This is a genomic window from Sediminispirochaeta smaragdinae DSM 11293, assembly GCF_000143985.1.
Lineage (GTDB): Bacteria > Spirochaetota > Spirochaetia > DSM-16054 > Sediminispirochaetaceae > Sediminispirochaeta > Sediminispirochaeta smaragdinae.
The window spans coordinates 3887168-3900203 of sequence record NC_014364.1 but is presented as its reverse complement, the minus strand read 5'-3'; the positions used below and the strand labels follow the sequence as shown (position 1 = coordinate 3900203).

The window sequence follows — 13036 nt, the reverse complement described above, 5'->3', positions numbered from 1 at the left end:
GGCAGAATGATGGACGGATGTATTGATACCCATAGATTAGAACAGCTACGCTATATATATAGCAAAACATTGCTCAATGATGTGGTCCCATTTTGGATGAAATTTTCCATTGATAGAGAAAACGGGGGGTATTTTCATTATCTTGACCGCGATGGAAGCTTGCTGTGTTCCGATAAAGCTGTCTGGCTGCAGAATCGTTCATTGTGGTTCTTTTCAAAATTATATAATGAGATAGAAAAGAATGATGAATGGCTTGCTGCTGCAAAGAATGGCTATGAGTTTATTAAAAATCACTGTATAGATTCCGACGGACGGATGTTCTTTCTTGTGGATAAACAAGGGAGAAAATTACGAAAACGAAGGTACTGGTTTACCGAAACCTTTGGTATATTGGGACTAAGTGAATATGCAAAGGCTGCAAATGATCGCGAAGCCTATGAACTGGCTTTACAAACCTACAGGCTTATTGTCCATTTGTATCATCACCCCGAGGAACTGCCTTCCAAATTTTATAGTGAAAACCGGAATATACAGAGTTTGACGGCCACCATGCTGCTTATGTCGACTACACAGGTCATCAGAGCGATGGATGTGGATAAAAGTATTTCATCAGATTTTTCTCAGGTAATCGATACCTGCATCGGAGATATTCAGCGCTACTTTTTTAAGCCCAATGAGAGGGCGCTCCTTGAGACTGTCGCACAAGATGGTTCTGTCATTAATACTCCGGACGGGAGGACCATAAACCCCGGGCATTCAATTGAGACGGCTTGGTTTCTTATGCAGGAGGGGCTGTATCGCGGTAACAGAGATACCATTGCTCTGGGCTTACAAATCCTTGATGCATCTTTGGAACGGGGATGGGACGAAACATACGGAGGCTTGTTTTCTTTTGTTGATCTTGAAGGAAAACCCTCCGAACATGTTGAATGGGATATGAAATATTGGTGGCCGCATACTGAAAGTCTCTATGCGCTGCTCTTGGCGTATGTTATCACGAAAGATGACAAATACCTGGCGTCATATGACGAGGTTCATGCATGGACATTTTCTCACTTTCCCGATTATGAATATGGTGAATGGTATGGATATCTTCACAGAGACGGCAGCATTGCGTTGCCGGTAAAGGGTTCTGCGTGGAAAGGCACACTCCATCTTCCCCGATTGCTGATACAAGGAATTGCTCTGATCGATGATTGTATTAATCAGTAATCATTGTCAAATAATAGGGTTTATTCTATGATGAGGAAAGTAGATACGGGAGATAGTTGCTTGGAGAATAACCCGATTTTTCAGTATGATGTAAGCGAAGAAGATGAGACGCCGTTATATAGCCAACTTATTCTCATCATTAAACGATGTATATTTTAGGGAGAGCTAAAGCCGGGGGATAGGATGCCCTCTGAGTCCGAGCTTTGTTCCCGGTATGGAATTAGTCGGTCAACTGCCCGGCAGGCTTTCGGGGCACTGGAAAAAGAGGGTTTTGTATACCGGCGCCGCGGTCTGGGATCTTTTGTCGCTAATCCGAAGTTACGGAAGAATGTAAGCTCGCTGTACAGTTTTTCCGCCCAGGCCCGCATGGAGGGTATGGAACCCTCCTCCCGGATTATTCATTATGAGGTTATCGAAGCCGATCCTCGTCTGATGGAAATTTTTCGTATTGCCGATTCAGGCTTTATGGTGAACTATATCTATCGGATACGAGAAGCTGATGGCGTTCCTCTTATCTTGGAAAAGACCTATATCCCTTACAAGATTTGCTCGGTCTTAAACAGCTATCGTCTGGAACACGAATCACTCTACAATATTCTGAATAAAGAGTGTGGGATAATGCCGCATCATGGTGTGGAATCGTACGAAGTAGTTCAAGTGAGTAAACAGGAGAGCGAACTTCTTGATTGCCACGCGGGAACCCTTGCCTTCGCCGTGGAGCGGATTGGCTATCTGGAGAATAATGAGGTATATGAGTTTACTCAATCGATTGTTCGGGGTGATCGTTGCAAATTTGAAGTTCCTCTCTCCAATGATGCCGTGAAACCATACCGACGCTTAAAATAACGCCAATACAGGGTTTATCGTACGACCGGAGAACAGGTGGTAACCACTTCTCCGGCGCTGTTTCGGTTTTTATACAGTCCCCTTTTTCATCCAGATGCATGTTGGTACCAACCTGTTTATATAAAAAAGCATATTCTATTGCTTTTATTGGCATATTTATTCTTCTGTTTGACATGTTTCTGCTATAACCTTTATAATTCACTGGAAATTTGCGTAAAAAGAGAGTGAAATGGCAAAAAGGCAAAAGGTCACTATAAAGGATGTTGCGGATACTGCCGGTGTTTCGATTGCAACGGTTTCTCATGTTATCAACTGTACACGCTATGTTAAGCCAGAGCTTGTACAGAGAGTTCAGGAGGCTATTGTTGCAACAGGGTACCAGAATAAGAGAATCAGCGCCGACGGGTCCCTTTCGTACGGCCGCAGTGGTGCTGTTGCCCTGCTGGTGCCGAATCTCGAAGAACAAACCTATGTTCGTATCGCCTCCCATATTCATGCCTTGGCCGAAGATTCTACTCTTCGGCTTTCCGTGCATATCACGAATGACGATAAGCAGGTAGAGAGGCAAATACTACAATCGCTTATTTCCAAAAAGACGTATGCGGCGATACTTTTGGTTCCTGCCACCGATAATCCGAGATCTTATGGCAAATTGCTACGTTCAAGGATTCCTTTTGTTTGTATCGAGCGGAGAATCAACTCAGATGAAATTTGCTCTGTGACATTTGCCATAAAGAAGGCGATATATCTTGGTACCAAACAACTGATCAAGAATCGACATGAGCGCATTGCCTTGCTCAAGATACAGGGGATTGGGGCGACTGGTAAAGATCAGCTTGAGGGATATCAACAAGCACTGGAGGAAAGTTCACTCTATTACAGAGGCTCGCTTGTTTTTGAATTTGAGCCCCATATGAACGGAGAGGCATATGAGCATGAGATTAAGCTCGCCTATGAAAGACAACAACCTTCCGCATGTGTTGTAGTTGGGAATGAGCTGACCTGTGATCTGTTGAAAACGCTGCAGAATATGGGCAAGGAATGTCCTCGGGATATCTCCATAATTGCATATGGGGATAATCCCTTCTATGAAATCACGGCTCCTCCCCTGACAATTTTAAAAGAGGATACCGAACAGATGGCCCAAAGGGCCTGGGACGCTCTACTTCGTTTGATGGCGGGAGAGCAGCTTGAAAGCCGTGACTTGCAAGTGGGTGTCGAGTTGATTAATCGAAAGTCGACAAGGATGCTGGGAATGGGGCCTTTTGGTGAAAAGGCTGTTTCTCCCGACGAGATTATATTGACGACGGACGAACGACGTATGCTCCGTGACAAGAATTATCGTGTGGCGATTTCCTTTCATTATGGGGGTACCGCGTGGACCCGCCTGCACGAACAGGCTATTCGGGCAACATTGGAATCTTTTGGGATTTCTGTGGTATCTGTCATGGATGCGCAGTTTGATCCGTCGTTGCAGCTGGCCCAGCTTGAAGCAATACGGATCCAGCGTCCCGATGTGCTGATTGCCATCCCTACCGATGATCATGTCACTGCACAAAAATTCAAGGAGCTTTCCAAGACGATCAAGCTGGTCTTTATCAGCAATGTGCCGGAAGGATTATCGAAAGAATCCTACGTCACTTGTGTCTCGGTGAACGAGAGGGAAAACGGTAATAACACGGGAATTTTGCTTGGAGACTACTTTAAAGCACGATCGAGTGCAAAAGTCGGGTTTATTATTCATGGTACTCCCTTTTATGGCACGCATCTTCGGGATGCTTCTGCGGAGAAGGTGGTCCGGGAAATGTACGCTCATATTGATATTGTTGCCATTCAATCCTTTGGAAGGATCGAGCATGCCTATGATACATGCAAACAGATGATCAAACAGCATCCGGATATTGAGGGGCTGTACATCTCCTGGGATCAGCCGGCATTGTATGCAATCAAAGCTCTGGAGGAGATGGGGCGGACGGATATAGCGATCTTTACATTTGATCTTGATTATAAAATAGCCTCATATATGGCCCAAAAAAAGATGGTGATGGGGTTGAGTACCCAGCGCCCTTATGAGCAAGGTGAGGCTACGGCCAAGGCCGTTGCAAAAGCATTAGTTAGTAACGAGACTTTCAAATTTGTCGGCGTTCAGCCGTATGTTGTAAAACCCAAACAGCTTATAAAAGCCTGGAAAGATATCTTGCACGAGGCCATTCCGAGCGATCTTGAGCGTTTGGTAAAACAGACTGTCATGAATTGACTGGGAATCATGGCAGCATGTACAAAAAATACCGCCGGCAGCTAGTGAACCGGCGGTATGGTGGCTCTCTATAGTTATTTAATATTTATAGTCTCTTATGCTCTTATCGTGATGTCATCGAAATCGACCTCACCATCCTGTACCATATATCCGATTTCATGGTCTGCCTTGGCGAAGTAGCGATACGTGAAGGCAACCTCATCGTTTATGAACAGTTCCACCATGTCCTTGTCGATAAGTGCTTTTATTCCGATCGCACTAGTGGGGCTGATTTTGAACACTTTTTCCGCGACCCTGATACCATCGGGGCCCGGTTCCTTGGGTTCGGGAATGGCCTGACAGGATTGCTGCCAGAATGGATCGACTCCCATGGGTAGATTGAGGAGTGAAACCCTGTTCATGCTTACATCAAAAGAGAGCAGGAGGCAATTTGCCGCATCGTCGTCGGACTTGATCAGCAAGCCGAAATGATCGTAAACCTCCCGGGGCAAAATTGTACAGGAGAAAAGAAAGCGATTCTCGCAGTGATCAAAGAAACCGTACGAGAAGGTTTCTTTGGATGCAACTGATAATGATTTCTTTCCATGCGTCACGACATCCCCCAATTTGGGGAGAAGTTTCCACGCTATCTCCTGTTTTGCGGTGGCTTCTATTTCAACGGGAAGTTTGACATTGAGTTCTTTGTTTGTATCCTGCACAACCTCATGCGGAACACAGAAGAGCCCGCCCCAATACCACTGACCTGCATCACTATTGTCTGCACGATCGTGGGCCCAGCCAAAGTAGAAACGTCGCCCCTCGTCGTTTTTCATTGATTTCGCGGCGTAAAATCTTCGGCCGCCTATCCCATCTTTTACCGGGGTTTTCCATGGCCCGTAGGGGGTATCGGCAATTCGATAGATGGTGTTGCCAAACTCGGAAAAGCGGGAATAAGAAAGATACCATGTGTCACCTATTTTATACATTTCTGAACACTCGGGACAGTTCGTATGGCCTGGCGTGTACAGGGCACGGGAATAATGCCAGGATGTCAGGTCGGGAGATTTGTAGAGTATGACGCAGCCGCGTCGTGTGCTTGGTCCGTTGTTCCTGCGTGCTGATATCAGCATCCAGTATTCATGTTCCTCTTCATGGTAAAAGACGTATGGATCGCGCCAGTCAAGCGCTTCGTACAGCTCCGTGTTGGGAATGATAATGGGGTTTCGTGGATCCTTGTGCCAGGAGATTGAATCGTCGCTTACGGCGTGGCAAATCGTTTGTTGATATTCCGCATGTATATTATAGCCGGTGTAAAAAATATGATATGTTCCCTCTCCGAAAAGGGCGGCTCCTGTCCATACGCCCGAGGCGTCCGGCTCGTCGCCTTCTCCGGGATAAAGGGCTGTCGGAAGTTCTTTCCATGTTACCAGATCTTCGGATATGGTATGACTCCAGGTCGTTCTGAGTCGATCGGGATATACCGTAGTTCCCGGTGGGGATGTTAATGAGAAAATATGGTAGGTGCCGTCGTGATAAAATGGTATGGCATCACCGGTGGATTCGGTGAATGATGGTTTTCTAAAGATGTTCATATGCTGCTCCAGTATTTATGATCTATGACGCAATGAGGCGTTCTTGATGAACGTGGAAAATGCGCTTCCCTTGCCGTTTTGTGTATCGATGAGAATGGCGAAAAGAATGATTACTCCCTTCACTATCAGTTGCCAGAAGGAGCTGACGCCCATGAGGTTCAGGCCGTTTGAAATGATTCCAATGACCATCGCACCTATAACGGTCCCGCTGATACGCCCCTTTCCTCCCGCCATTGAAACGCCGCCAAGAACACACGCAGCAATGGCGTCGAGTTCATAGCCGCTTCCCACCGAAGGCTGTCCCGAGTACATCCTGCTGGCAAGCACAAGCCCTGCGAAGGCCGATAGCAGGCCGGTAAGGGTGAATACGGCTATCTCGACCTTCATGATGGGAACGCCGCTTACCTTTGCCGATTCACGATTTCCGCCGATTGCATACACATAGGTACCGAATTTCGTTTTATTGAGCATGAATACGAAGACTGCGATCAGCACTATCATGTAAACGACGGGGAGGGGAATTTTTCCAAATATATAGCCTGTTCCGATCTGTACGAAAAAATCTTCGGTGATTCTTGTGGAGCGGCCTCCGCTGTATACATACGCAACGCCGCTGGCGATGTTCATCATTGCCATTGTGACGATGAAGGCCGGGACCTTGAATTTTGCAATGATGATTCCGTTTATCAGACCGGCCAGGGTCCCCAGCAGGAGTCCCAGCACAATGGCGAGCCATAACGGAAGTCCCTGGGTAACGATGAAACCGACGATGAGTGTTCCGCTCATGGCGACAATGCTGCCGACGGACAAATCGATACCTCCAAGGATGATGACCAGGGTCATCCCGAGGGCGATGTACATGTTGATGGAAATCTGGCGCAATACCGATATGATGTTTCCGTTCGTGAGAAAGTTATCGGTGGTAAAGGATAGGAAGACCCCGAACAGGATCAAGACGACCAAGATGCCGGCATTATTGCGGAGCATGGTGGTGACGGTATTGCTGCGAAGCCAGGTCCTGAAGTTTTTATTCATGCTCTTTTCCTCCTGCGGCAAACTGCATGATGTATTCTTGCGACAATGTTTCATGGGGAATCTGTTTGACAATTTTTCCGGCCCTGACCACGCATACCGAGTCGCACATATTTATGATTTCAGGGAGTTCGCTGGATATGAAAATTATTGCAATCCCTTCGGAAGCCAGCTGGTTAATGATCGTGTATATTTCGTACTTGGCTCCGACATCCACGCCTCTGGTTGGTTCGTCCAGAATGAGCAGGCTTGGCTGTGTTGCCAGCCACTTTGCTATTACGACCTTCTGTTGATTGCCCCCTGATAGACTCGATACCTCCGCGTCTGCCGATGATGTTTTTATCATCAGTTTTTTGATGTGCTTGTCTATAATTGCCTGCCGTTTGTTTTTGCTGATTGAGATTCCCTTCATAAGAAATCTCAGCGAAGCAAGTGTAATGTTGTATCCGACCGAGTTGCTCAGGACCAACCCCTGTTTTTTTCGATCTTCGGGAACGAACCCGATTCCTTTTCTTATTGCCTGCAGGGAGTTGGTGAAATGCACTTCTTCTCCATTGAGGAGAACGGTCCCCGATGATCTTTGCGGAGGGCAGCCGAAAATGCTCATCATGATCTCGCTTCTGCCGGCTCCCACCAGGCCTGCAAAGCCTATCACTTCACCACGTCTTACGGAAAAAGAAACATCCTCAAAATAGCCTTTGCTTGAAAGGTGCTTTACATCCAGTACAACCGGCGCTCCCTCCAGCTTGTTGTATGTTCTTGTATAGAAACTTTCCAGGTTTCGTCCCACCATCATGGCAACCAGTTCGTGCGTGTTGGTTTTGTCCGTGTCCTTGGTCCCGACATACAGGCCGTCGCGAATGACCGTTATTCTGTCGGAAATCCTGAACAATTCTTCCATGCGGTGAGAGATATAGATGATGCTTACATTGTGGGTTTTTAATTTCCCAATTGTTTCAAACAGCTTCTCCACTTCTTCTTCACTAAGGGATGAGGTCGGTTCGTCCATAACCAGGATCTTGGCGTTGAAGGAGATGGCTTTTACAATTTCAACCATTTGCTGCTGGGCGATGGTTAGTTCTTCAACCGGACGGGTCACATCGATGGAGAGCCCCAATCGTGAAATCATCGTGTGGGCCTCCGTTATCATGCGCTTCTCGTCGAGTATCCCCCCCCTCGTCAAAGGTTCTCTTCCGAGATAAATGTTCTTGGCCACGGAGAGGTGGGGGACCAGCACAATTTCCTGGTGAATGATCCCTATTCCGTATTCCCGTGCTGTTGTGACCTTGTCAATTACCACCTGGCTGCCCCGGATCGTGATGGTTCCCTCATCCGGGCGGTAAATTCCTCCGAGTGTCTTGATCAATGTCGATTTTCCCGCACCGTTTTCTCCCAGCAATGCGTGGACTTCGCCCTTTTTCAGCGAGAAATCGATGCCTTTCAATGCATGTACTCCGGAGAAACTCTTTTTGATGTTCTTCATTTCCAATACTATTTCATTCATCTCCATTACCCTCATGCATCTGACAAACAAAGAGGAGGGTTCAGCCCTCCTCTTTGCGGTAGAAACCTTCGGAAATCCTGGCGATAGGTTACTGCCAGTCGTTCAGGGTCTTGGTTGCTTCTTCCTGAGAGACGAGGTGGGAAGGCAGATATACCGATTTCTCGATTGTTTTACCATCCAGAACATCCAGGGCCTGGTTGAAGGCGTATTTTGCAATCTCGATGGGAACCTGTGCGGCCACGGCGGTAAACTCTCCGTCGAGCAGTGCCTGCTTTCCATCCGGCGAGGCATCGATGCTGTATACTCCTATCTGGCCCTTTTGGTTTGCTGCCTTGATTGCCGCCGCCGCTCCGAGGGCGCTTGGATCATTGATGCAAAAGAAGGCCTTCAGATCGGGGTGTGCTGTGATAATGTCTTCGGCAAGCACCAATGATGCGTCAAGTGCTGCGGCTCCATCCTGCTGGGCCACAATGTCGAATGCGCTTTTGTTTGCGCCAAGGCCTTCAAGGAAACCGTTTACCCTGTCGACACAACTTTCATTGGAGGGGAAATCGAGAATGGCGATCTTGCCGCCTTCTGGGTAGTCTTCTACCATCTGGGCTCCAACCAGTGTTCCCGCCATATAGGCGTCGGTTGCGACCACCGAAAGTACGAGGCTTAAATCGTCTTTGCCGACTGAGGTATCGACGTTGATGACAGGGACACCGGCTTGTTTGAGTTCCATGAGCCCTGCGGTTATGCCGTTGGAGTCTACGGGGATGACGAACACCATATCATATTTTTGATTGGCGGCGTCTGATAATTGGTTGAGTTGCTTGTTCAGGTCATAGTCGGGATCCAGAACGGTGTAAGCGATTCCTTTCTCATCACACAATGTTTTAAATGTGTCGTTCATGGTGCTCTGAAAGGTATTGTTCTGGGTGTTCGGCAGGAACGCAAATCGCAGTCTGTCATCTTTGGTTCCTTCCTGTTTTCCTCCCGCAAATAAGGGAAATGCCAGAACGAGTAGTGTTAAAAGGGCCAGCATTGTTTTTGATCTTTTGTGCATCTTTATCCTCCGATATGAATAAATGATAGAATATTCAGGCCTTGTTATCATATTTACCTTTGCTGTATTCGCTTGTCTGAAAAGATCCGGCCAAATAAGAAACAAGCCTTTGTTTACGTAAAGATTTAGCATGACTCTGGTTTGGTGTCAACATAAATTTTGACATGATTTTATATTTGTGTTTTTTGAAGTTTATTTTAAATTATTTACGTAAATTTATTGGTTTTGACACTTTCATTTCTCGCAGGCATCTGTATGTATTTCTCTTGCCTCTCCCCCTTACTGGAGGGTTTATCCTCTTTGTTACCATTACGATATGGAGGATATAATGAAAGATGTTATTTTGCTGTTGGGTGCGGGCTGTCTTTTCGGTTGTACGGGTTCCGGCTGGAGCCCGCCGGAAGGCGTCATGCTCGAGGGCTTTCAGGTACACGAGGGGTATCACTGTGAAAGCAGCGCCATGTTGAATCTCCTCCAGTACCAGGGCTATGCCGTCACCGAAGATCAGATTATCGGCGCCGGGGCTTTAAGAATGATAAAAAGGCGATAATGGTCTTTGCTCTATCCCATAACCGGAGAACAGGTGGTAACCACTTCTCCGGCGCTGTTTCGGTTTCTGAATAGGTCGACGGTGATGCCGTAGGCATCCTTCAGGGAGGTTTCGGTGAGAACGGTGGCCGTTGCTCCGGCCTGCACCCGACGATCCCGATAGAAGAGCGCCACGTTGTCTGCGCAGAAAAAGGCCTGATCCGGGGAATGGGTTATCATCATGATGCCCAGTCCCGTGTCACGCAGTTTGATCATCTGCCGGAGCAGGTACATTTGATGAGCGTAATCAAGATTGGAGGTCGGTTCGTCCATCATGAGAAAGGTGGGCTTCTGTGCCATTGCCCTGGCGATGAGCACCATCTGCTGTTCCCCTCCTGATAGCTGCGAATAGCATCGGTCTGCCAGATGCGCGATCCCCAGCTGCTCCATCACCTCTCGACATACGGCAGAATCCCCCTTTCCCGGTGCCGAAAGCGTGTTTAGGTACGGGGTGCGTCCCATGAGCACCATATCACGTGCGCTGTAGGAAAAGGGGTGGCCGTGGACCTGGGGGACATAGGCTATGAGCTGTGCAAGTTCCCTGCGGCTGAGACGGGAGAGAAGGGTGTTGTTGATATATACCTCTCCGGCAAGCGGTTTCAGAAAGCCCTGGATCGTTTTGAAAAAGGTTGTTTTACCCACGCCGTTGGGTCCCAGGATGCAGAGGATCTCACCCCGGGAAAGGGTCAGATTGAGCCCCTCCAGCAGCACCTTTGCGCCGTATCCGCAGGAGAGCTCCTTCACTTCGATGTTCATGACTGGCTTCTCCGCTGTTTGTACATAAGCAACAGGAAAAAGGGGGCGCCTATCACGGCGGTGAGGATGCCGAGAGGAATATCCATGGCCGTTGCGCTTCGGGCAATATCATCCACCAGCAAAAGGTAGCTTGCCCCGAGGACCATGGCAGCGGGAAGTTGGAAGCGACAGTCGGAGCCCACCAGCATTCGTGCCAGATGGGGGATGATCAGGCCCACCCATCCGATGATGCCTCCTACGGCGACTACCGATGAGGTGATGAGGGTTGCACAGAGGATCACGATAAAACGCAATCGTGTGGTATTGATTCCCAGAGACATCGCCTCCTCATCCGGCAGGGAGAGCAGATTTAGTTTCCAGCGCAGCAGCAGGAGGGGAAGGCCGCCTGCCAGCAGGGGAGCCGATAGAAGGGGAAGCGATGAGGGGACGGCCGCCGAAAGGGAGCCCATGAGCCAGAAGGTGATGGCAGGGAGCTTCGTATAGGGGTCACCCACATATTTTACCAGGGAGATGCCGGCCTGAAAGAGGGCGGAGACGACAATACCGGTGAGGACAAGGGAGAGGGTCAGACTGTTTCGGTCGCCGAAGGAACGGGCGAGTATGGTAGTCCCTCCTACTGCCGCCAGACCAAAGAGAAAGGCGACCAGCTGAACGAGGCTGCCGTTGAGGTTGAGGAGTAGGGCAACAGCCGCCCCAAGTCCCGCTCCGGCAGTGGCTCCCAGAATATCGGGAGAAACCAGGGGGTTGCGAAAGGCCCCCTGATAGACCGATCCCGACAGGGCAAGGCCGCAGCCGGTGATTGCAGCCGCCAGGATTCGAGGCAGTCGGATGCGAAAAAAGACCTTCGATGCGCTGGCTGAGAGCCCGGAGGGCAGCCCTGTTAGCCCTTCGCGAAATAAAAAAAAGAGGTCCCGGGGCGTCAGGGAATATCGTCCAAGAAAGCAGGAAAGGAAGAACGCCGCGATCAGGAGACAGCCGAGCAGCACAATCGGCAGAACGCGGCCTTGTTCTTCAGATGTTTTCATGACCGGTACGAAGTTCAACCATAACGGTTTCGCCTTTCTTATGGCCAGGCCCCTTTTGATGCACGAAAAGATAGCCGTTGTGCTCGGCAATGGAGCGGTCGAGACGACTGTGGGGCAGGGGGCGCGCATGGAGCAGCTTTTCTCCCGGCACCCGGTAAAGGCCGATGGTGTAGATAAAATCGGTCCGGTGGTGGGGAGCTATGTCCTCATCCAGGACGGCCTGGACCTCGGTGACACGGTAGGGCTGTCCCAGGCAGGCCAAGAGTGCGGGTCGGACGTAGAAATCGAAGGTCATCTCTTCCCCTCCCGGCGGCCCCACCAGGCCGAAGACCGGTGTTCCGTCGATAAGCGAGAAGCAGGTCCTTTTGCCCGGTCCGTGTTCCACGGAGGAAAAATAAAGCTCGCCGACATCCGATGCCGCCTCCTGGAGGAGGTCGAATCGTCCCCGTCCCGAGCCCCCGCAGATTACCACGATATCGGCCTTTGCCGCCGCCTCTTTCAGGCGGCTTCTCAGTACGGCATGCTCATCCCTGGCAATGGGAAAAAGTAGCTCCTTGCCACCCCATTGCCGGACCTTGGCGGCCATGGAAAAGGTATTTGATTCGATGGTCTGACCGGGGGCCGGGGTGTTGTAGCAGGATACCAGCTCGTTTCCCGAAGGCAAGAGGGCTACAATCGGTTTCTTAAGGACCGGAACCTGTATCACGCCGCCCGTTGCCAACAGGTTGAGATGGGACGGGGTGATGAGCGTCCCTTTCGCTACGATGATTTCACCGATCGCCATGCGCTCTCCCACCGGAATCATCTGCTGTCCCTGGACCACATCCTTCTGATCTATGGAGATAAGCTGATTCTCGTGAAAGGTCGTTTTCTCGATCATCACCATGGTGTCAAAGGCCTGCTGAAAAACCGGGATGCCGGTGTTTGAAAAGATGTAATCCACCTCGGCCTGCCACGAACTTACGTCACGGCCCGAGTCGAGATAGTGCTGCCAGGAAAAGCAGATACCGTCCCAGCGGCTGCACTTCACATCCGGTACATTCAGGCGGGAAACGATGTCCCTGGCCGCCACCCGCTTAACCGCATCGGGAAGGGGCACGATTTCCTCGATCGGCCGATACTTTATATGCTTGCCGATCTCCTCCAGCGCTTCGAGCCTGGGCATGTTCATACGGGCGGATCCTGTCATGCTCATTT

Annotated in this window: 11 protein-coding genes and 1 pseudogene; 5 read left to right on the top strand and 7 right to left on the bottom strand. The window is 49.5% G+C overall.

From position 1 onward, the window contains the following. Positions 1 to 6 precede the first annotated feature (6 nt). The 4 genes and pseudogenes from SPIRS_RS18270 to SPIRS_RS18260 all read left to right on the top strand — a co-directional run bounded on the left by SPIRS_RS18270 (position 7) and on the right by SPIRS_RS18260 (position 4315). Entirely contained in the window at positions 7 to 1212 is a 1206-nt protein-coding gene (locus tag SPIRS_RS18270; protein WP_013256166.1) for an AGE family epimerase/isomerase, read from the top strand. Between the two features lie 171 nt (positions 1213 to 1383). Next, positions 1384 to 1506, top strand: a pseudogene (locus tag SPIRS_RS22775) (winged helix-turn-helix domain-containing protein); the annotation flags it as partial. 72 nt (positions 1507 to 1578) lie between these two features. After that, complete coding sequence (locus SPIRS_RS18265; RefSeq protein ID WP_322786008.1) at positions 1579 to 2058, top strand: GntR family transcriptional regulator; 480 nt, start codon at positions 1579 to 1581, stop codon at positions 2056 to 2058. A 229-nt stretch (positions 2059 to 2287) separates the two neighbouring features. Continuing rightward, entirely contained in the window at positions 2288 to 4315 is a 2028-nt protein-coding gene (locus SPIRS_RS18260; RefSeq protein ID WP_013256165.1) for a LacI family DNA-binding transcriptional regulator, read from the top strand. 95 nt (positions 4316 to 4410) lie between these two features. Here the strand turns inward: SPIRS_RS18260 and SPIRS_RS18255 are convergent, their stop codons facing one another. The 4 genes from SPIRS_RS18255 to SPIRS_RS18240 all read right to left on the bottom strand — a co-directional run bounded on the left by SPIRS_RS18255 (position 4411) and on the right by SPIRS_RS18240 (position 9470). Then, entirely contained in the window at positions 4411 to 5886 is a 1476-nt protein-coding gene (locus tag SPIRS_RS18255) for a GH32 C-terminal domain-containing protein (protein WP_013256164.1), read from the bottom strand. Positions 5887 to 5901: 15 nt separating this feature from the next. Further along, complete coding sequence (locus tag SPIRS_RS18250; protein ID WP_013256163.1) at positions 5902 to 6921, bottom strand: ABC transporter permease; 1020 nt, start codon at positions 6919 to 6921, stop codon at positions 5902 to 5904. Continuing rightward, a complete protein-coding gene (locus SPIRS_RS18245; RefSeq protein WP_013256162.1) occupies positions 6914 to 8422 on the bottom strand; it encodes a sugar ABC transporter ATP-binding protein in 1509 nt (502 codons plus the stop codon). Before SPIRS_RS18245 ends, SPIRS_RS18250 begins: the two co-directional genes overlap by 8 nt. Positions 8423 to 8510: 88 nt before the next feature. Further along, complete coding sequence (locus SPIRS_RS18240) at positions 8511 to 9470, bottom strand: sugar ABC transporter substrate-binding protein (protein WP_013256161.1); 960 nt, start codon at positions 9468 to 9470, stop codon at positions 8511 to 8513. A 328-nt stretch (positions 9471 to 9798) separates the two neighbouring features. Between SPIRS_RS18240 and SPIRS_RS18235 the strand changes: the two genes are divergently transcribed. After that, positions 9799 to 10020 (top strand): hypothetical protein, encoded by a 222-nt coding sequence (locus SPIRS_RS18235; protein WP_041866129.1) that lies wholly within the window; start codon positions 9799 to 9801, stop codon positions 10018 to 10020. An 11-nt stretch (positions 10021 to 10031) separates the two neighbouring features. On the opposite strand, the gene SPIRS_RS18230 is transcribed toward SPIRS_RS18235, so the two are convergent. The 3 genes from SPIRS_RS18230 to SPIRS_RS18220 are packed head-to-tail and all read right to left on the bottom strand — an operon-like array spanning position 10032 to position 13034. After that, positions 10032 to 10814 (bottom strand): ABC transporter ATP-binding protein, encoded by a 783-nt coding sequence (locus tag SPIRS_RS18230; RefSeq protein ID WP_013256160.1) that lies wholly within the window; start codon positions 10812 to 10814, stop codon positions 10032 to 10034. After that, positions 10811 to 11839, bottom strand: a complete 1029-nt coding sequence (locus tag SPIRS_RS18225) for a FecCD family ABC transporter permease (RefSeq protein WP_013256159.1) — start codon at positions 11837 to 11839, stop codon at positions 10811 to 10813. The genes SPIRS_RS18230 and SPIRS_RS18225 overlap by 4 nt, the downstream gene beginning before the upstream one ends. Then, a complete protein-coding gene (locus tag SPIRS_RS18220) occupies positions 11826 to 13034 on the bottom strand; it encodes a molybdopterin molybdotransferase MoeA (RefSeq protein WP_013256158.1) in 1209 nt (402 codons plus the stop codon). The genes SPIRS_RS18225 and SPIRS_RS18220 overlap by 14 nt, the downstream gene beginning before the upstream one ends. Positions 13035 to 13036: the final 2 nt, after the last annotated feature.